Annotated in this window: 16 protein-coding genes; 9 read left to right on the top strand and 7 right to left on the bottom strand. The window is 38.1% G+C overall.

The genetic code is table 11. The annotated features are described in order from the left end of the window. Positions 1-64: 64 nt before the first annotated feature. Together EHQ58_RS05400 and EHQ58_RS05395 are read left to right on the top strand one after the other, a co-directional pair. The gene (locus EHQ58_RS05400) at positions 65-1,297 is read left to right on the top strand and encodes an ATP-binding response regulator (protein ID WP_135622858.1); all 1,233 of its coding nucleotides are present in this window, start codon (positions 65-67) and stop codon (positions 1,295-1,297) included. Next, positions 1,297-3,543, top strand: a complete 2,247-nt coding sequence (locus EHQ58_RS05395) for an ATP-binding protein (RefSeq protein ID WP_135622857.1) — start codon at positions 1,297-1,299, stop codon at positions 3,541-3,543. Before EHQ58_RS05400 ends, EHQ58_RS05395 begins: the two co-directional genes overlap by 1 nt. Here EHQ58_RS05395 and rktP read toward each other — a convergent pair whose 3' ends face one another. The 3 genes from rktP to EHQ58_RS05380 are packed head-to-tail and all read right to left on the bottom strand — an operon-like array spanning position 3,544 to position 5,702. Then, on the bottom strand, positions 3,544-4,647 hold the full coding sequence (rktP, locus tag EHQ58_RS05390) for an Arg-Lys translocation region protein phosphatase RktP (RefSeq protein WP_135622856.1): 1,104 nt from the start codon (positions 4,645-4,647) through the stop codon (positions 3,544-3,546). A gap of 5 nt (positions 4,648-4,652) precedes the next feature. Continuing rightward, positions 4,653-5,429, bottom strand: a complete 777-nt coding sequence (gene tatC, locus EHQ58_RS05385; RefSeq protein WP_210412784.1) for a twin-arginine translocase subunit TatC — start codon at positions 5,427-5,429, stop codon at positions 4,653-4,655. A 9-nt stretch (positions 5,430-5,438) separates the two neighbouring features. Next, on the bottom strand, positions 5,439-5,702 hold the full coding sequence (locus EHQ58_RS05380; protein ID WP_135622855.1) for a Sec-independent protein translocase subunit TatA/TatB: 264 nt from the start codon (positions 5,700-5,702) through the stop codon (positions 5,439-5,441). Between the two features lie 24 nt (positions 5,703-5,726). On the opposite strand from EHQ58_RS05380, the gene EHQ58_RS05375 reads away from it, so the two are divergent. After that, a complete protein-coding gene (locus EHQ58_RS05375) occupies positions 5,727-7,658 on the top strand; it encodes an ATP-binding response regulator (protein WP_135622854.1) in 1,932 nt (643 codons plus the stop codon). Here EHQ58_RS05375 and EHQ58_RS05370 read toward each other — a convergent pair. Beyond that, positions 7,638-8,663, bottom strand: coding sequence for an alpha/beta hydrolase (locus tag EHQ58_RS05370; RefSeq protein WP_135622853.1), 1,026 nt, complete (start codon positions 8,661-8,663; stop codon positions 7,638-7,640). The genes EHQ58_RS05375 and EHQ58_RS05370 overlap by 21 nt on opposite strands. 37 nt (positions 8,664-8,700) lie before the next feature. Here EHQ58_RS05370 and EHQ58_RS05365 point away from each other — a divergent pair, with 37 nt between their 5' ends. After that, the gene (locus EHQ58_RS05365; protein ID WP_167883544.1) at positions 8,701-9,108 is read left to right on the top strand and encodes a copper chaperone PCu(A)C; all 408 of its coding nucleotides are present in this window, start codon (positions 8,701-8,703) and stop codon (positions 9,106-9,108) included. Next, positions 9,105-9,674 (top strand): SCO family protein, encoded by a 570-nt coding sequence (locus tag EHQ58_RS05360; RefSeq protein WP_246047174.1) that lies wholly within the window; start codon positions 9,105-9,107, stop codon positions 9,672-9,674. Before EHQ58_RS05365 ends, EHQ58_RS05360 begins: the two co-directional genes overlap by 4 nt. On the opposite strand, the gene EHQ58_RS05355 is transcribed toward EHQ58_RS05360, so the two are convergent. Then, positions 9,654-11,600 carry a M3 family metallopeptidase gene (locus EHQ58_RS05355; RefSeq protein WP_135622851.1) on the bottom strand — a complete coding sequence of 649 codons (1,947 nt, stop codon included), beginning with the start codon at positions 11,598-11,600 and terminating at the stop codon, positions 9,654-9,656. The genes EHQ58_RS05360 and EHQ58_RS05355 overlap by 21 nt on opposite strands. A 92-nt stretch (positions 11,601-11,692) precedes the next feature. Continuing rightward, positions 11,693-13,159, bottom strand: a complete 1,467-nt coding sequence (locus tag EHQ58_RS05350) for an ArnT family glycosyltransferase (protein WP_135622850.1) — start codon at positions 13,157-13,159, stop codon at positions 11,693-11,695. A gap of 117 nt (positions 13,160-13,276) precedes the next feature. On the opposite strand from EHQ58_RS05350, the gene EHQ58_RS05345 reads away from it, so the two are divergent. Then, a complete protein-coding gene (locus tag EHQ58_RS05345) occupies positions 13,277-14,440 on the top strand; it encodes a phosphoesterase (protein WP_135622849.1) in 1,164 nt (387 codons plus the stop codon). On the opposite strand, the gene EHQ58_RS05340 is transcribed toward EHQ58_RS05345, so the two are convergent. Continuing rightward, a complete protein-coding gene (locus tag EHQ58_RS05340) occupies positions 14,437-15,645 on the bottom strand; it encodes an LIC_12337 family protein (RefSeq protein WP_135622848.1) in 1,209 nt (402 codons plus the stop codon). The two genes, EHQ58_RS05345 and EHQ58_RS05340, sit on opposite strands and share 4 nt — an antisense overlap. A gap of 383 nt (positions 15,646-16,028) precedes the next feature. Here EHQ58_RS05340 and EHQ58_RS05335 point away from each other — a divergent pair, with 383 nt between their 5' ends. The 3 genes from EHQ58_RS05335 to EHQ58_RS05325 are packed head-to-tail and all read left to right on the top strand — an operon-like array spanning position 16,029 to position 19,927. Continuing rightward, positions 16,029-17,390, top strand: a complete 1,362-nt coding sequence (locus tag EHQ58_RS05335; protein ID WP_135622847.1) for a caspase family protein — start codon at positions 16,029-16,031, stop codon at positions 17,388-17,390. Then, entirely contained in the window at positions 17,365-19,149 is a 1,785-nt protein-coding gene (locus tag EHQ58_RS05330) for a Kelch repeat-containing protein (protein WP_135622846.1), read from the top strand. Before EHQ58_RS05335 ends, EHQ58_RS05330 begins: the two co-directional genes overlap by 26 nt. Continuing rightward, positions 19,142-19,927 carry a hypothetical protein gene (locus EHQ58_RS05325; protein ID WP_135622845.1) on the top strand — a complete coding sequence of 262 codons (786 nt, stop codon included), beginning with the start codon at positions 19,142-19,144 and terminating at the stop codon, positions 19,925-19,927. The genes EHQ58_RS05330 and EHQ58_RS05325 overlap by 8 nt, the downstream gene beginning before the upstream one ends. Positions 19,928-19,936: the final 9 nt, after the last annotated feature.

Raw genomic sequence — 19,936 nt, 5'->3', positions numbered from 1 at the left:
AAAGAAACATTCGTCTGATTGCCTGAACGAGTGACATAGCCTGTTACTTAATTAAGGATTGCAGATGCACTGTAAGGTTTTGCTCGCTGAAGACGATACACCTGTCAAAAATTTTCTTACAAAGGCACTTCTTTCCAGTGGCATTGATGTCGTGGCGACTAGCAACGGAAAGGAAGCCTGGGAAGAATTTCAAAAACAGACTTTTCCCGTAGTACTTACTGATTTAGATATGCCTCTCCTTCGCGGAGAAGAGCTCATCGATAAGATCCATTCCAGCGATTTTAAAGTTCCTCCTCTTATCATTGTTCTTACGAGTTTGTTTGAATCACAGCATATCATCGAGATTATGAAAAAAGGAGTTTTTGATTATTTGATCAAACCCACGGATGCAGCTCAAATCATCTTAAAAGTAAAACACGCTTTCAAAAGTTACGAATTACAAAAAATGCAATATGTTTTGGAAAGTGAAAAGGAGTTACGGCTAACCGAGCAACTAGACTGGATCAAATACAAAAACAATATATCAAATAAAAACGCTGATGCCTTTAAGAATAATATCATTCAAAGTATGAGGCATAACCTGGGTCAAACCGGGGGATTCGGAAATCTAATGGCAATACTTGAGCTTGTACAGTTAGAAGCAAAAGAAGAAGGCGATCAATATATAATTAGCAAAGATATTTATAATTTGTTAAAGGATAATATAAGTATCATTGATAAAACCTTTTTAAATCTAGAAAACATAACCAAAATTTCAGAGTCCAAGTTGATACTAGAAAAAGTGTCAGCAAAGGATATTTATGATCTTACCTGCTCACTGGCTGAGGAATCTAAGGAGTTAGCCAATATAAATAAACTTGGTATTGTTATCGGAGATATTAGAGAGTCTTACTCGGAGTATTTTCTGGACTTTCATATAGAATCGTATAGGCAATTGATGAAAGAAGCTTATATGAATGCCTTTAAATTTTCAGAGCAAGGATCTAAAATTTATACGCTCTTTCGAGTCCAAGACAAGAAGTTATTTGTGTCGATTATCAATGATCCGACTAAAAGTAATGATATTGTAGGTATTCCCTTGGCATATAGTAATTTAGTATTTGAACCTTTCTTTCGCATTAACAAATTCGTGTTTGAAAAATTTGCAAGTATGGATATTGGATTGGGTTTGGCATTGATTAAAGAGCTTGTAAAGAAGTTAGGTGGTGATGTATCGCTGAACAATGTAAAAGAATTTACTAGTCTTGAGTCCGAGACAATTAAAGTAAACTTTGAAGTATATTTTCCAATACTCTGATGTTAGACGAAAAATCTAGAATTTGCGATTCGGAGCCGATTCATTTAATCAATGAATTACAAGACTTTGGATTGCTCATCATTCTATCTCCTCAAACAAAAACTATTATTGCCGTTGGAGAAAATGTAAAAGATTACCTAAATCGTCCTCCTGATGATGTTTTAAATCACTCGATAGATCATTTTTTGCCAGAATTGAATGACCATTTAATCGAATTGGATGAAAAGCTGGCTCAAGTAAAAAACAATGTTTTATCACTCGTTTTTACAAAAGGAAAAACAATCTATTTTGTAAACGTGAGAAAGATTGATGCATTCATTCTATTAGAGGTGGAAGCTGAAGAAGAAAGGCCTGCCGTCAATGCCGCTCAAGATTTTAACTCATATATGGCATCCATTTTGTCATCAAAAGACCTTAGTCAAGTATATGACTTTTCCGTGAAAACGATACAGAAGTTGGCTCATTTTGACAGAGTGGTATTGTATAAGTTTAAGGAAGATTTTTCGGGGGAAGTCATCGCAGAATCCAAAAAGGAAAATATTGATTCACTTTTGGGATTCCATTTTCCGGCCTCAGATATCCCACTTCCAGCACGTAAGATGTTCGAAAATAATCCAATTCGAGTCGTCAAAAGGAAAGCTGATCGCATATTAAAAATTATTAGAAATAGAGAATATTCGGAATTTAGCTTTAATTTAGGTGGTGCGGGTTTACGTGCGCCGCATCCACAGCATATGGAATATTTATCAAATATGGGAATCGACACTTCGGTTTCGCTCTCACTTGTCTGTGAGGGGAGGCTATGGGGTTTAATTATTTGCCATAATTTGAAAACAAGTGTTCCGAGACCTTCCGTAAAAAATTACTTATCTATATTCGCTAATCTTGTTTCTGTTCAAATTGATTTGATGTTAAGAAATGAAATTAGTGTCTCTTCCTTAGAGATTGAGAAGCATCTCTTACAACTGATTGGAAAAATCAATCAAAGTCCGATTGAAGAGATAACAACGATATTCGAAAAGGAAGCTCCCTTCCTTTCTAAAGTCATGAAAGCAGATGGATTTGTCTTTCAATGGAAAGGGAAAGTGCAAACATTTGGTGAGACTCCTTCGGTTTCGGTCTTAAACGAGATTCTGGATTTTTTAGATAAGAATCACAATCAGAAAATGTTTTATACAGACCAGCTAGGGTTTCTTCCAAATTTTGAGCGTGAGGAATTCCATTTTTTCCCTGGCGTTTTAGCGTTACCTATTTCCTTTCTGTTAGGTTGTCGACTTATATGGTTAAAAAAAGAGCTGCCCCGTACCATTCTTTGGGGTGGGAATCCAGATCATAATATTTCAATTTCTACAGAAGGCGTTTCGCCAAGGAAATCTTTCGAAAAGTTTATCCAGACTGTTAAGGGTAAATCAGAACCTTGGTCCAAGACCAAGTTATCAGCAATTGAAGGTTTTTTGGATGTGAGGGATATAATTGAGAGAAAATTACTCAAGGAAGATCTTGAACAGTCCTTGGTCCGAATTAAAAATTCTGAGGAAGAATTAAGAAATTTAAATCAAACAAAGGATCGTTTTTTTTCTATCATCTCACATAATTTAAGATCTCCTTTTTCTGGACTCATAGGAATGTCAGAACTCCTACTTGATGCGTTAGGTGATAAAGAGAATTTAGATATTTTGGAAGTCGAAGATTACGCTAGAAACATTAGCAATAGTGCGGATCAGGCGTTTAAGTTAATCAATAATCTCTTTGAATGGGGGAAATTGCAGACTGGAAAATTCAAAATCAATCGATCAAATTTTGAACTTTTCTCTTTTGTAGACGAGTTGAAGTTTACTTTCATACCAAAATTTAATGAAAAAAAAGTCGTTTTGAAAATCATCTCTGAAGAAAATCTATCAGTCCATTCCGATGATAGAGTTATATTTTCTATTTTAACTCATGTTTTAAGCAATGCAAAGAAGTATTCAAACCGATTCGATGAAGTCGTTTGTAAATTATCCCAACAAGATAGCATGCTAAAAATCGACATTATTGACGGCGGTGTTGGTATGAGTCAGCAGGATCTCGAGAAACTATTTAAAATTGAATCAAAATTTTTAAATCCAGGTACAGAGGGTGAAAATGGAACTGGTTTAGGTCTGATTATAGCAAGAGAATATTTAAAATTACTCGAGGGAGAGATTAGAGTTACCAGTGAAATCGGGAAGGGAACGCATGTGAACATTCAAGTTCCTAAAAACTGACTATCTAGTTCTTCTCACTACCACAATGCTGAGATTGTTCATGGGATTGATTAGATTTCTTTCCTTACCCAATGCTGTCATCTTCTTTGCGATCGCAAGTAACATTTCTCTCGATGATTTTGGGTTGAGGTCGAGTAAATAATCCACAAATTCTTCCATAATCTCGAATGATGTTAGACTGAATTCTTTTAGTGCCCGGTCGGTTCCCCAAACCAGGTAATCACCTACGTTGATTTCGTCAGCGATTGCAAATTCGTGCGTATGCATGGCATGCCAACTGTCATCTCCACTACCTTCGATGACTTGGATGCCATGGTTTGAGAATTGAAAAATAGGCATGTCCATGAAATGTAGAAAGTGAAGTTTATCACGATCTTCGCCGAGACCAAAGATGCTCAGTTTCAGACTATTTAGATTGAGGCCGTGAAGTGCTCCTTCTATCTTCTCCATTACCTTCGTACTAGTTTCCTGCGTATTTTCGAAGGTACAAATCAAGCCATGAATGAAAAGCTTCTGTGCAGATTCCGTAATGCCAGTCTCGACAAATCCTGCTAAAATACCGACAAAACCATCCTTAGTTCTGATGATGTGAATGTAATCACTGTTCGCACTTCTAATCAAACTAGGAAAGATGGAGATGTCCCAGCCTGGTATTTTTTTCAATTCCATGTCGGGCATGAGCTTACTGATATGAAGCGAGCGTCCTTCCTCCCACTGACTTCTTGAAGCTTCGACGGGAAATGAGGTGGCGTTTTGGGCTTGGAAGAGAGAAATCTTTAGGGTTCTCAGGAAATCAGATTCTTCTGATCCATCGGATTCGTGTTCAGAATGTATGTCTAAGTCCTGTATTTCGGAGGCAGCGTGTTTGAAAACATTATAGATATAACCAAGTACGTAGTAGGTGAACCCAGCGATTAACCCAGAAAATACCAATGAGAGATACAAACCTAATAATTTGAATGTAAGAGTATTTTTGCCAGCAGGGTTTTGAAAATGGGAAAAGGCAAATTCTGTAAATAGAAAATGAAACAGGAATAAAATGAACGAAAGTAGGCCGATGAGAATAGGGATTTTTACTCTAATTCGTAGATTCCGAATATTCATATATTTTAATCGGCTTTTTCCATTAACATCATGATGATCGCGGAGAGAAAAAATAAAAATGTTAATGGTAGGAGTAACATCATCATCGAGAAAACGTCTGGGCCAGGCGATAATACGGCGGAAATGACGGCTATGATGAGTACGCTTTCTCTCCATCGGAAAAAAAGGAATTTTGATGAAAGCACGCCAAGTCTGCCTAAAAGAATGAGTACGATGGGAAGCTGAAAAGAGGCACCAAAGACAAGATGAAGATTGAAAAACAAATCATAATACTCATCGATAGGAAGGTAAGGATCAATCCCCTCAGGTCTGAGAACCACGAGAAAGACACGCAAAAAACCTTCAAACACTGTAAACCAACAAAGCGCGAGTCCCGACCAGAATAACAATGTGGAGAATAGGATGATGAACTTGCCCCAACGTTCCGTCTTTTGGTCCACCGCTGGCACGATAAATCCCCACAGTATGTACAAAAGTATCGGAAGCGCAACTAACACTGATAATAGAAGGGACGTTTTTAAATAAATTAAAAACGGCGCCATCAATTGAATTTGGAAAAAATGTGCGTCTGGTCCGAGTACGTTTCGATATGGAGAAATTAGAATAGAATGAATTTCACTTCCAAAGTATAGAGTGACAATCATAAAGGAGAACACTACCAAGATAGAGTAGATCAATCTTTGCCGGAGCTCTTCGAGATGCTCGCCGAGAGTCATAATTTTTTCCCGAGTTTCGGAGTTCTCGGGAAGTGGAAGTGGTTTTTGTTTTTTGATCGCTGCCAATTCTGAAAATTAAGCTTTCTTTTTACGGGATTTGGGAGCTTCTTTCTCTACCACAGGCTCGTTTTTCGGTAAAGCGTTTGTTACTTCATCCTCAGGTGAACCCATCAATGATTTTCTAAATTCTTTTATGCCTGAGCCTAAATCTTTTGCAAGAGATGGTAAGCGCTTGCCACCAAAAAACAAAAGTGCTAAGAAAACAATAAGAGCAATTTCCCAAGGACCAAGATTGAAAAATGCGAGCGGCGGAATGAAAGTGATTGGAATTTGGATCATATTTTCCCCTTTGGAACAATATATATGCAGATGAACCTGGAAGCAAGCGGAATGATAGAATTCTTTAAACTCCTGCCGCAGGTCTGTTCCGGAGGCGTCTATTTATTCCATTCGAAAACGAATCAGTTTCTCTATACAAATCCATATTTTCAGACTGTTTTTTTTAGAGAGAAACAAAAATCAGAATATTTTACATCGGATCTATCTTCGTCTGTCCATCCTGATGATTTAAAATTATGGGATATTGAGATGGAAAAAGTCTCAAATCTAAAAATGAATCAAAAAAGAGAGATTACGTTTAGATTTATTTTCCCAGAACAATCGCTTGTTAAGTGGTTTCATTTTAGTGAGAATTTGATTTCAATTCCTTCTCTGAGTGAGGAGCCCCTCGTGATTGGTTTTGTCTATGATGTGACAAACGAGAAGGTCACGGAAGAAAATGTCCAGGAGCAAATCAGATTATTTCTGGGACTCTTTGAAAACGCTTCCGTAGGTATGGCATTGCAGGATTGGGAAGGTGGGTATTTTCGTATCAACCAAAGATTTACGGAAATCACTGGCTATACGATTAAAGAACTTACAAATTTAAATTTAAAACGAGTGAAGGGAGACATCCTTTCTGAAAATGAATTGGCTTACTTTACGATTCTTGGAGACGGTTTAGAGATTGGAGAGGCTACACTAACACGAAAGGACGGTCGTAAGATTAATATCTATCGCCGAACCAACACCTTTCGAAATGCTGAAGGAAAACCCGATTTTTATTACGTTTTGTTAGATGATCTCACGGAAAAAAAACGTGTAGAATCCTATATCTTACATTCTCAAAAAATGGAAACCATAGGGAATCTTGCCGCTAACTTAGCACATGATTTGAATAATTATCTCCAACCGATCCATGTTTTTTCACAACTTGGTAAAGAAATTTTAGGCACGGATCAAAAGCAATCTATGGATCAGTATCGGATGGGAGAGTATTTTAAGAAAATTGGTCAGGCAGCAGATAGCGCTCGTTCCATGATTCATAAAATTCTTAGATTTTCAAAAAGTACAGAAGCCGATGTAATCTCAGTCGTAGATGTATCTGCAGTGATACAATCAAGTATTCCTATTTTAGTAGCAGAAGCGCCAAAAAGTGTGGAACTTGAATTTTTCTTTTCTGAAGAACCATTGCTGGTAAAACTCGACCCAGTTCGTATTTCAAAAATTTTAGGAGAAATCATTTCTGGATCTGTTTTTAGCTGGGATACTTCGATGGTGGGAACCGTTGAAATCAACACGAAGCAGATAGTCGTTGATTATGGTCCCAAGGTACTCGTACAAATAGAAATCATTGGAATACATGCAGCAGATGCCTCGGTTTTTCAAGAATTTGAAAGTTCATTTTTTGAGGAAGATGAGTCCCGTTGGGCAGGTCTCCATCTGATCAAACGTTACGTGAACAATTGGGGAGGGGATCTCAACATTGAAAAGTTTGGTGAAACTTCGGTCATAATTTCCCTGATCCTCCCATGTGCAGAGGAAAAGTCAGAGGGGATTCTTCCTAAGTCTATAAATTCCACTCTAAAAAATGAAAATGTTTGGGATCGTTTAAAAGAGTTAGTTTTTTGGATCATTGAAGACGATGCACCCGCGAGAGAGTCCCTGGCACTAGTGCTCTCTTTAAAAAATATTAAGCCATCTTTGTTTGAATCCTCGACGAGCGCATTGCAGGAATTGAAATTTCAAAAACCGGATTTCGTAATTTCTGATTATCGCATGAAGGATCTGAATGGACTCCATTTGATTCGTAAGATTCGCGATTCTAACGAAAATTTGGTGGCAGTTCTTTATACTGGGAATACAGACGGACTTGATGAAGATGTTCTAGGAAAAGAAGGGATATTGGTTCGATCAAAACCAATATCTGTAGATGAACTTTACGAATCGATACTCTTATCTTTTGGGCTTCTTTGAGTTAGGTTTTGCAGTTTCGACGCCTGTTGATGCGGTGATGAAGGTTACCATTTCTCTAAGGAGAAGTGGCTTATCTACTTTAGCAAATTTTGAGAATAGTACATGATCTCCATCTTCGATTTTCACCGCTTTATTTAATGGGTTGTGCTTAGGGGAATTTTGAATGGTATCGAAAGCAGATAGCATCGCTTTCACTGATGCCGAACGATCTTGCATCGCTTCTGATTTGTAAAAATAAAACAGTAAAACAGGGGCTTCAATTTTCGAAAGAGAATTTTCTTTCTCTACAAATCTTTTTAGATCCATAATGTTTTGAATGGCATCATAATACTGATCTTTATACCAGTAATTATAGGAATCATTTTTGGAATCTTGCTCAACCGATTTTCGAATTTCGCCCATAACTAAATGAATGAAAGTTTTTCCCCAGGAAAATTTGAAAACATTCGCAGTTGGATCTGGAAATTCATAAAAGGGAGATGCTAGAATCACTGCCGCTATTTTATCGGGATGTTTTGCGGCTAAATATGTTGAGATCAGTCCACCCATACTTGTTCCGATCAAAACTACTTTCTCTCCTAAGGCCGAAGACATGAGTAGTGCAGTTTCTGCATCCTGAAGATAGCTTGTGAAAGGTGTATTTTTATGGTCTTCGACATTTGTTCCATGGCCAGGAAGTCGAACATAATAGATGTTTGCTTGAAACGCATCTGCTACTTGGTTTACGACTTCTTCTCCTTCCATTCTGCTCGCACCAAATCCATGAATGTAGAGAATCGCAATGGGAGTTTTTTCATTTGAATACCGGATGAGCTTTTCCTCATTGTCTGGGCGAGTCTTTTCGGCCTTGCTTGTTTCTAACTCTTTGTTGTAATACTCGTCAAAATCGGCATAGGTGGAAACCTGGTTGAAGGAATATTCAGGTGCTTTCCACTTGTAGGTAGATGCAAGGAACGAAAGTAGGACGAGTAGTGTGGCTACAAGCCACTTGCCAAGAATTTTCATGTGAGTTCTCTTTATGGGAAAGATAAATATAACAAATTTGACAATTCTGCTACTATTTCAAGTAGTTTTGTTTTTTTCGTGTAGAAGTGCACCAAATGGTTTCGAGGTCAAATTACTCCCAGAGGATGTGCATTCCTCAGTTGCTTATGGCACGCTTTTGATTGATTCTAAAGTGAATCAGACGTTAATTGGAGTCAAGTGTGATGGTTTCGAACGTGTCGAATGGCACGAATCCAAGATTGATGAGAATCAAATCATGCGGATGATTCAAATTCCCTATCCAATCCACCTCGTTGCGGATCGTAAGTATTCGTTTCAGCCAGGAGGAAGCCACCTAATGCTTTTTGGTAGAACCAGGAAGCTCATAGAAGGAGAAAATTTGCGTATTACTTTTTCTTTTTCTGACCTGTCAAAAAAAGAATCTTACGCTAGAGTAGTCAAATGAACAGAATGAAAGGCGCTTTAAGTCTAGTGATTTTGATTTCGGTCGTAACTTATTGCCAACCGAAGTTGGATTTGGGAGCACCGCTCCCCATTGGTGGTGACTTTTCCTATCCGGACAAGTCGGGTAAAATGGTCAGCCTTAAAGATTTTTCCGAACCTGTCCTTCTCGTATTCTTTGGTTATACGCAATGTCCCGATTTTTGCCCGAATATGCTCTCAAAAATAAAACTTGCTCAGTCACATCTACCTTCCGAAACTAAAAAATCATTTCGGACGATCTTTATTTCTATCGATCCTGTTCGGGATGGAAGTGACGTGGTCCAAAAGTATGTAGAATTTTATTTAGACTCTTCCAATGGATATTCCTTCCCAAGCGAAATTACTGCGAAGCTCGTAAAACAGTATGCGGCTTATGTAGCAGAGACCAAAGACGGATCGACCATCGATCATTCTACATATGTTTATGTGCTCGACAAAAATCGCAAAACAAGAGTTTTGCTAAAGTCAACAGATACCGCGGAACATTTTGCAGATACGATTAAACTTTTAAGCAGCGATTCCATTTAAGCGAAGTAATGCTTCAAGTTCAGGATCCTTTCCATAAAATCTTCTAAAAAGAACCATGGCAGATTCTGAGCCACCCTTTTCGAGAATGTCTTGGCGAAATTGGTTTGCAAGACTTTCTGAAAAAATTCCTTGGTCTACAAATTTGTAGAATGCATTTGCTGACATAAGTTCTGCCCATTTATAGGAATAATAGCCCGCTGCATATCCACCAGAAAAAATATGAGAGAAGGAATTCTGAAATTTATTATAGTTAGGCGGTGTGATGACTGCTACCTCCTCTCTAACTTTGTTTAAGATTTCTTGTACTTCTGCTTCTGAAGGACTACCTTCGTGGATCAGCATATCAAAAATGGCAAATTCTAATTGGCGAACAACGCCCAGTGCCGATTGAAAATTTTTAGCTTTGACCTTGGTATCAATGTATTCTTGTGGGATGGTCTCCCCTGTGAGATAATGTTTTGCAAACAATGCTAGAACTTTGGGTTCATATACAAAATTTTCAAGGAATTGAGAGGGAAATTCTACTGCATCCCATTCCACGCCATTCACTCCACTTACAAATGCTTCATTGACTCGGGATAAGAGATGATGGAGCGCATGTCCTAGTTCATGGAAGAGTGTGACAACATCGGAGGGCTTTAAGAGGGAAGGCTGATCCTTGGAGGCAACAGGAAAATTTCCGACAACAAAGGCAATGGGCAAAGTTTCCTGTCCAGTCTCATCGATAAAATGTGGCTTCCAATTATGCATCCAAGCTCCACCCTTTTTCTCACTTCTTGCTTCCAAATCGAGATAAAGCCTAGCACGAACCATGTTTTGAGTCAATATCTCATAACAGAGAACAGACGGATGCCAAACTCTTGTTTTGATTTCTTGAAACTGAATGCTTAAAAGTGACTCTAAAAATTGGAACATCCCACGAACTACGGATTCTTTTTCTAAGTAAGGTCGGTATTTTTCTTCCTCATATTGAAAGGATGATTTCTTCAATTTCTCACTGTAGAATATCACATCATGAGATTTAAGATCAGGGCAGCCTTCTGACTCTGCAAATTTTTTAAGAATTTCAAACTCATGTAAGGCGATAGGTTTTGACTTTTCTGCTAACTTTCGAAGGAATTCTAAAACTTGTTCCGGCGATTCCGCAACTTTAGTAGCAAGGCTTAGATGAGCATACGAGGGATATCCTAAAAGTTCAGCCTGCTCTTTCTTGAGTCTTAAAATTTCTTCAAGAATTTTGCCATTTTCGGGTGCCTTTGTTGTCGAGGCTCGGTATAGGATTTCTCGTTTTTCGCGATTTGGTCCGTAAGTCATATAAGCAATATAACTTGGGAAGTGAAGGGTAAATTTGTATTTTCCATCTTCTGTCTTTGCTGATAAAAGATCACCTTCTGGCATACCAATCACATCTTCAGACTCTAGAATCATCTCAAAGGAATTAGTCGCATTGAGCACGTTTTGTGAGAACTGATTGGAAAGATCTGATAACCTGATCTGGATTTGTTTAAATGCTTCCTTTTTTTCGGCGGAGAGTCCTACTCCAGAAAGACGAAAGTCTCGAATTTCATTTTTTAAAACCTGTTTTTGTTCAGAAGTTAAATTTTGATCTAAGGATTCAATTTTTAAGAGAGCAGAAAAGATGGCTTCATTTTGTCCTAAATTGGTATAATACTCGGTGAGTTTTGGCAGAATTCTGGCGTAAACGGCCTGGGATTCTTCGCTATTTTTTACTGAATTGAGATGCGAAATTTCAGTGCTCAGGTCGGAGAGATTGGTCTGGATGGATTGGTATGGTTTTAGAAAATTTGCGAAGGTGAGGTTTGGCAATTTTAAAAGAGAATCTAAGGTTTTTAAATTTGCGTCCATCTGACCTAAGATGGCTATTTCTTTTTCCAATAAATTGTCTTCAATAAAATCAGGGAACATAAATACCTCAGATGTTAGACTTGTGGAATTCCACTTGCTTCTACATCGTTTTTGGGAGGGATCCTCTTCGCAATGGAAAAAGAGGATCTGCCTTATTTAGCCAAGCTAGATTCATTTTTAATTTGTATGATCAACAGAGAAATGGTCTTGTTCCGATCATAGGCAAAAATGGATTCCTCCTCGGCAATGATTTCTGCTTTTAAGCCAAAGTTAGTTAGAATCATAAACATCTCAGGATCGATCAAGAGATAACTTCGATTAGGAAGAATCTTGAAATCCTGAATGTCTTTCATTACAATAATGGGATGGTCCAAATAAAAAGCGAAACTCGGTAGGGCATAATTCTTTAGCGAATAAAATGGCTCCTGATTGGGAATGGATCGATTCCATTTGGTTGCAACGATCTTAGAATCCATTCGATACGTATTGACTAGAGGGCTAACAAACAGATGCAGGGCTACAGTTAAGAGGATGGCAAATGCTAGGACTGTTTTTTTTAAGAATTCTGAACTGGCATCAGTGTATGATTTTGCGATCAGGATCGAGAGTAGAGGATAGGCGGCCAAAGTGTAAGAGGGAAGTTTGCTCATTAAAAATTCAAAAAAGACCCAACCGAAAAATAAACCCGAAACTAAAATCAAGCCCTCTACAGAAATAGATTCCGATTTTTTACGAAAGGAATCCTTTATCTGGACCAAATATCGAAAGATCGCCTTTAAAACGGAAGGTAGATAAATCGACCACGGCAACAATGTGACAAAGTATAACAAGAAGTAAGTCCCTGGAGGTCCACTTTGTCCAAAAACAGAATCGGATGCCCTTCTTAGAATATACCAGTCTATCATCCATCGGATCATTTCTCCATTGGTTCTCTGCCATGCCAAATACCCCCAGTAAACTAGAGGAACAATGGCGAGTGGTAAAAACAGCCAAGGCCTCAATTGAAGAACGTTTGCTCTTGTTTGTTTATGGAACAAACATAGGAAACAAATCCCGCCAAGGAAGATAAAAATCGGAGGTCCTTTGGTCAGGGCTCCTAGGCAAATCGCAATCCAAAAGAGAATGACCCAATAAATCGAAGATTTAGATTTTGGGATGAGCAATTGCACGAGTGCAAATAGACCTAATGTTTCTGTGAAAGTTAACAGACCGTCCACGAGACCAATTTTTCCATTTAAGGGAAAATAAAGAGAAGTAGCAAGTATAAGGAAACTCACCTCACCGACTGATTGGTTAAACAAATGTTTTGCGATCTGGAAAGTAAGTAAACACGTGAGAGCAAGCCAAAGCGATGGGAAAATACGAAGTGAAAATTCACTGATCCCAAAAAGATGGAAGGCAGAAGCTGTGACCCAAAGGTGAAGAGGCGGCTTTCTGTGTGGTTCTGAAAACGGAAATTCCTGTTTCACGAAATCGCCCGTAATTAACATCTGTTTGGCAAATCCTGCATACGCGGCTTCGTCTTGGTCATATAGAGGACTATCATTAAAGGAGAGCAAAAAAAGAAAAAATAGAGCCGTTAGTAGATAAATGCGTGGTATTTTGGAAAGTAATTTCACAGGTCATGGATCGAATGGCATAAGATTCTGAAAACAAGAAACTTTTGGATCCATGATTGTCTTCATTTTGTAATAAAAATGGAATCTAATTGGCATGAGAAAATGGCACATTGAAACATGCTTTTAACGGTTCCAGACCCGAAAAACTTGAAAACTTCGAAATTAAGCGAGCGGCAGACAAAACTTAGGCTGATTGCCTACGGGATGAGTATCCTCGTTTTTCTCTTTGTTTTATACCAACTATCTACTGTTATCTTTTTGAGAGATCCGATTCAAAGTTTACCGAAGGATTTTTCAGGCTCCCATTTTTATAACCCATACCAAAAACAAAATTGGAAAGATGCTTCTGAGAAAGTGGCATTGCACATTCACTCAGATCGTATCTGGTATACACCGGAAAGACACTCCAAACAGGATATAGAATCAGTTTATAGAAACAACGGATTCTCTGTTCTGAGCTTCACTGATTATGATCAGATTCAAGAGGATGCTTCAGACGAGACTGAATTATCAGGATTTGAATGGGGTAGAAACCTACGAAAAAGGCATGCCATTGTGATTGGTGGTAAAAAAACAACTTCGGATTTGTTTCCCATTTATGCACGTAGGGATAACGTAAGTTGGACATTTGGAGAGATGCAAGAAACTGGTGGCTATGTAATCATTGCACATCCAAAGCTAAATGATTCTTTTACAAGGGAAGATTTAGTTCAGATTCAAAATTATAATGCCGTTGAAGTTTACTCTCCATTTGGTGATGATTCCAAAATTTTAGATACACTCCTTTCTAAAGGACGCGAAGTTCATTGCATGGCCTCAGATGATCTCCATTATCTGCCTGAATCAATTACAAAGTCGTTAGGACAACCATGGTGGAAGGATTTATTACAAACAATCTTACTCCAGAGGGGCAGAGAGGGAGAAAGTTTGAAGCGTTATATTGCAACGGCATCGGGCGAGACGAATCCGAAATCGGTTCGCAAGGATCTAGGTGCGGGGTCTTTTTATTGTGTTAAAAAGTATTTTCGTGAAGCAGAGGATCCTAATCTTCCTAATATGAAGATTGATACAAATGGGTTTGTAAAATTAGATTCGAAAGAGCGTTATCTAGAAATTCGCTGGATCGGAAAAGATGGGGCAATGAAAAAAATAGATCCTGATACCAATGTTTCATTTTATCAATTCTCAAATGAGGATCCTTTCATCCGTGTGGAAATCATCGCACTCACGGGTTCTATCCTGTCGAATGCGATCTATCGAACGGAAAATCCGAAAGACTAAATACCCGTTTTAAATGCTAGCTTCTCACCTTCTGTGCCAGTTAGGCTGTCGAGATAATTTTTACTTGTATATTCATACTGTCTAGCCGCTGGTTTACCTGAGGCGAGTACACTTGTTGAATCGATACCAGTTCGGCTAAATGCCTCATCCACTGACATAAAATCGGTTCCTCCAACGGTGGGACTTGGGTAAGTGCTCGGTACTTCCGAGGCAGAGAGATTATCTTTCACAAATCCATTTACATCAAAAATTCCATACGAAAGTTTGGCACCAGTGATTGAGGATGAGAGATTGCAGATGGTTTCAGGAAACGTACCATTTGAAGTGAGCGGTGATATACTTGCTTTTGCTGTAGTATAAAAAGGACTATCGAACTTTTGCATATAAGCAAGACCGTAATAGATTTGATCCGATCCCCCACAAACAGACTTTAGGTTATTTAGAGAAGTGGTCTGGCTTGGACTAATCTCCGCTAACTTACTGAATTTGAAACGCACAACGGACCTAAAACATAATTGTTTTCCTGAATCAACTTCAGTTAACACCACACGCCCAATATCGCTAGGCCAGCTCGCGTTTTCGGGTCCATTTTTCCAGGTGTAGGCTTGGAATTTGGTTCCGTAACTAGATTCATTAGCTGTATAACTCTCGGTAATGACGCTTCCCACGTTTGCAAATTGAGCGGAATTCCAATCTCCAATACGATAGTAAATGAGTGCTCCATCATTTCCGAGTAAGGTATTTGGATCATCAAAAAATAACTGCAAGCTTGGAGTGGTATTGCTGGTTTTTGAAATCTCAAGAAAATGATTAAATGACTTTGAGCCTGTATAAGCCGTGGAAGTGATTCCTGAAATAGGCGATGCTTGTTGGTTAAGTTTGATGCGGATCGTGGTCGAACCCAAACCATCAAGTGTGACATTCGTAAAGGTTTGTGTAACGGGATTAGAATTGGAAAAGTATCCTGCTTTTTTGAGCCCGGCGATCAACTGATCCATAAGATTTGAGTTTCCTCGAGCCCAGGTGGCCGACTGCCTAACGAATCCCCAGGAATTAGAGTCTGCAAACAGGGGCTCTGTTCCTATGTCGAATCGCATGGCATCTGTTATATTATTAATGAGCGGAGAATTGTTTGGAAACATTCCAATATCGGAAAATCGAAAGGTCATTGACAAAAACAAAATTAGATAGAGGAACTTTCGCATACTTACTCCGCGATTCCCTTAGGAATACAAATCGTAAAGCCAGATTGTGGAGTACACGCAGATGAATTTTGGGTGAGAAGAAGTCCAAAGAGGAGAAGGGGATTTTTATCCTGGTTCTGGTTCGATTTCTTGCAAACTGCTATCCCGGAAAAAAGAAGAATGATAAATGTTATGCTGAAAATTCGTTTCATAATTCATTAATTTGATTGAATTCTTATAAGATGTCAAGTTTTCTTTCCAACCAAAATCATTTGGTTTCGTTTGACATTTTGAAATTGAATTTGGTTTCGTTTTCGGAATCTAGTTTGACAAAGAACCAAGCGAACGAGATACAATAGGATATACATGAAATGATTCGGATGGGTCATTTACCTTAAAATTATATGCTGCCATTCTCGAATCGACTCACTCCTTTGTTTTTACTTCTGGTTCTTTTTTTGACCGAGTATCCTTTGGATGCACAGACAAAAAAAAAAGGCATATCAGAAGATAACAATCGTCGTAAAGAAGAAGGAAATAAATTTGCGTTCGTTATCGGAATCAATAATTATAATGATCCGAATATTGGAAACTTAGATAAAGCAGAAAATGATGCGGCTGGCGTAGCAAAAGTCCTTCTCAAGTATGGTAATTTTAAACAGATCCAAACAATCGGACAAAGCCCCCAATCGCAGTCAAAGTATGAGATTGAAGCTGAGTTTGACCGGATGCTTGATGAAATGGAATCAGGAGATAGTTTGGTCTTTTATTTTTCTGGCCATGGTATGACAGATTATGATGAGAAAAATTACTTACTTACATCAGACTCTAGTTTAAAAAGTATCATAGGAACATCTATCTCTGTGGATGATCTTCTCGCGAGGACACGTGCGAAAGGTTTAAAGAAAGTTTTGTTTATCTTGGATGCCTGCCGTAACCCTGACAAAACAACACAACTGATTGGACCGAAATTTTTATCCAATGTTTCCTTTTCGGATGTCGATCAAGTAGCAGTTTTCTATTCCACGAAGCTTGGTTACTTTAGTTATGAAGATGACAAATCTGCCTATGGAGTTTTTACCAAATATTTGATATATGGAATGGAAGGACGCGCCGATTCAAATTTTAACGCAGAAATAACCTTTACTGAGTTAAGTGATTATGTAACGAATGCACTTAAAGATTGGTCAAGTGAAAACAAAAAGAATCAAAAGCCTTATGTGAAGTATTTTGGTGAGAAATCGGATGACCAAATCATAACGCATGCAAGTAATCCTGAGTTTAGTATTGCTGATTTAAAAATAAATGATCCATATAGCTCACGTTACTTGCTCCAAAGCTTGGCATTTCCTGGTTGGGGGCAGTATTCTCGAGGGGAAACGACAAAGGGAAAATATATGATGTGGGGGAGTGGATTTCTGTACGGTCTAATGACTTATAGCTATTTTCATCTCCAGGAAACGAAAAGAGAATATCTTGAAACGCCTGGGCTTCCGCCTTCGAGCCAACTCCTTGAGACATATTTGATCAATGAAACTCTTATCGCCAGACCTCGTGAAGAATACCAATCTGCTATCAAACAAATGGAAACCGTTGGAAATCTTTTTCTAATCTATCAAGTTTACAATATCATCGATTTTTATTTTTTAAAGAGAGATCCAACGGAAAGAATGATTGGTGCTACCTTTTCCAGAGAGCGCATCCTTAGCTCCTCAGCTAATCTTATAGAGGATAAGACGTATGTGTTTTTTCAAACTTCGTTTTAAATTACTATTTATAATCTTCTTTTTATTTCAATGTTCCGTTCAGGATGTCAGTCGACTGACAGATCCGAATAGCAAAGATTATATATCAGCTTCTTTAGTCTCAACTCTACTAAACCAATTTTCATATGATGTGGATCCTAAAGAAGGGACACTCTCATCCGTTCCGACAAGCATCATTTTTAAATCGCTAAATGAAAATAGAGACATATCGAAAACGAAAATAGAAATGAGCTTAAATGAGAACGTATTCTCTGATTTTACCTTTGAATTTATAGACAGACAAAGTATTAAAATTAATTTTATAAGTCAGGATTGGCAAGGCGAATTAAAGATAATTTTTTTAGTTCAAGGTGTAAGTGCTGATTTGCCTATCAATACACTCAGTCTTACCTATTTGGTTGATTCCAGTGAGCCATCAGTAACTGTATTAAATCAGGTTGGTGAGTATCCAAAATTCATTCTTGATAAATATATAGATGTAAATTTCAGTGAAAAGGTTTTAGGCGCTGAGAATGCCAATAACTTTACCTTTAGTGGAAGTGCCAAAGGAACTCTTGTCATAGTAAAATCAGTAAAGATTTCCGAAACGTTATATCGACTTTCCCTCCTTGGAATTCCAGATGCAAATTATAGCAATCTATCCTTGCAAGTTGCAAATATAAAAGATACGAATAATCATTTCATTCAGTCTACATTTAACTTCAAGATCCCCGTGATCAAAGAGATCGGCGATCTTTTGGTTCCGAGAACTTTTAGTCAGTGCGTAAGAATCAATAGTTCCGAATTGCTCGTTATTGGTGGTTGGCAGAATGGAATTCCTTCGACTACCGTAGAGAAGGTGAATCTAACAGACTTCAGTTCATCGCTAATAGGAAATTTAAACACAGCAAGAGTCTTTTTCTCGGCCACGGCTGCCACGGACGGCCGTATTTTGGTTGCGGGGGGATTAAAAGGATCAGACACCACTACTAACCGTTTGAATACGGCAGAGTGGATTCGTGTTAGCCCTTTTTTATCGTCGAATGCCTCTTTTACTCTGCCGGCTGTTCGGTATTCACATGATTCGGTATTAACTGATGATAATAATATACTCGTATTTGGCGGACAATCAGCTGCTGCATCCAAGCACACATCGACTAGTATCATCAATCCAAACTTAAATACGATCTCAGTCGGACCTTCCCTTGCTCTAGGAAGAGAAGGTTTTGGGTTTACGAAATATCAATCCAAATTATGGATTGGTGGGGGTGAGATCAGCAATAATTTACCCACAGATTCTATTGAAACGATTTCATTAACATCTCCTTATTCGATACGAACAGAAGGTAAGCTATCAGTGGCAAGAAGTCTTCTTCGGATTGTAAATGTTGGCAATGAATTGCTCGCGATTGGTGGAAAAAATGGAATCGCTGTTCCTGAAAAATGGAAAGCCAACACTTCCAAATTTGAAGCATTATCTGTCGCGGACAATGGAACACATTATGCAGGTTCCGTGACATGGGGAGAGAACCATATATTGGATATAGGAGGATTTTTAAATAGTCCTATTGAATCGCAGTCTAGAAGTGACATCCGTTTGATTGGATCAGTAAATAACGTATCCATACGAATCGGTAGTTTAAAAAATGCACGTTATGGTCACTGCACCATTCCTCTTTCTGCCAATAAAATTTTAATCGTTGGTGGCAGCCAAGGAAATACATCCAGTGCAAATTCCAGAGACACTCCTGCTATGGAGGTCATTGAATACAATGAGTAAACGGATATTATTTACTTTGATTATTTTCCTCTTAAGTTGTAGGATAGATCCGAAATTAAATGGAATTGATCCTTCCTCAGCAAATAGCCTTTTTTCCAATTTGCTTATCTTTCAGAATTCTTCCGATATATCCTTTGTTCCCCAATTGGGAACAGTGACAAATGATTTGTCAAAAATCGCAATTATGTTAAAGTATGAAGTTTCGGATCTATCCAAAGAAGATTTGATTCTTTATAATAATGCAATTAGAATCGATTATACGCTTGTTAAAGTTTCTAACAAATCCTACGAAATCTCGTTTCAGGGAGAGGAAGGAAAATTTTCTCTTGATCTAGTAAATCTCAAAACTAAATACAACCTAACTCCTCCTGCTAGCGAAGCATTTTGGGTTTTGGATCAAAATGTACCTTCTATAACAACAGAAAGCAAGATGCAAAATGTGCATTCGGTCGATTTGTCTGAGGGAAATGTGATCCTCACTTATTCGGAAGCTGTCGTTGGTGCAGAGGACTTATCAAATTATGAATTCATTTTTTCAGATCCAAGTGAGATTCAGGTTTTAAAAATTTTAAAATCGGATGAAATGAACTATCGTCTATTCTTTCAATCCTATACAGACAAACCAATGATCATAAAAGTGATCCCTCGACGTGTAAGAGATTATGCGGGCATCTTGGTACCCAGTGAGGAAATCATAATCAATGTTTATGGTTTTCGAAATGTAGGCAACATGATTGAACGGCGGTGCGATTTTTCTGCTATTGCCATAGATGAATAAAATATTTTA

The organism is Leptospira ognonensis (assembly GCF_004770745.1).
In the GTDB taxonomy this organism is placed as follows: Bacteria; Spirochaetota; Leptospiria; order Leptospirales; family Leptospiraceae; genus Leptospira_A; species Leptospira_A ognonensis.
This window is presented reverse-complemented; position numbering and strand designations above follow the sequence as displayed.

Bases quoted from the DNA above. Each gene is read 5' to 3' on its own strand.
- EHQ58_RS05325 (WP_135622845.1), top strand. From the start codon at position 19,142: ATGAGTAAACGGATATTATTTACTTTGATTATTTTCCTCTTAAGTTGT.
- EHQ58_RS05380 (WP_135622855.1), bottom strand. From the start codon at position 5,702: ATGATCCAAATTCCAATCACTTTCATTCCGCCGCTCGCATTTTTCAAT.
- EHQ58_RS05400 (WP_135622858.1), top strand. From the start codon at position 65: ATGCACTGTAAGGTTTTGCTCGCTGAAGACGATACACCTGTCAAAAAT.
- EHQ58_RS05335 (WP_135622847.1), top strand. From the start codon at position 16,029: ATGCTGCCATTCTCGAATCGACTCACTCCTTTGTTTTTACTTCTGGTT.
- EHQ58_RS05395 (WP_135622857.1), top strand. From the start codon at position 1,297: ATGTTAGACGAAAAATCTAGAATTTGCGATTCGGAGCCGATTCATTTA.
- EHQ58_RS05355 (WP_135622851.1), bottom strand. From the start codon at position 11,600: ATGTTCCCTGATTTTATTGAAGACAATTTATTGGAAAAAGAAATAGCC.
- EHQ58_RS05370 (WP_135622853.1), bottom strand. From the start codon at position 8,663: ATGAAAATTCTTGGCAAGTGGCTTGTAGCCACACTACTCGTCCTACTT.
- rktP (WP_135622856.1), bottom strand. From the start codon at position 4,647: ATGAATATTCGGAATCTACGAATTAGAGTAAAAATCCCTATTCTCATC.
- EHQ58_RS05375 (WP_135622854.1), top strand. From the start codon at position 5,727: ATGCAGATGAACCTGGAAGCAAGCGGAATGATAGAATTCTTTAAACTC.
- EHQ58_RS05345 (WP_135622849.1), top strand. From the start codon at position 13,277: ATGCTTTTAACGGTTCCAGACCCGAAAAACTTGAAAACTTCGAAATTA.
- EHQ58_RS05330 (WP_135622846.1), top strand. From the start codon at position 17,365: ATGTGTTTTTTCAAACTTCGTTTTAAATTACTATTTATAATCTTCTTT.
- EHQ58_RS05360 (WP_246047174.1), top strand. From the start codon at position 9,105: ATGAACAGAATGAAAGGCGCTTTAAGTCTAGTGATTTTGATTTCGGTC.
- EHQ58_RS05340 (WP_135622848.1), bottom strand. From the start codon at position 15,645: ATGCGAAAGTTCCTCTATCTAATTTTGTTTTTGTCAATGACCTTTCGA.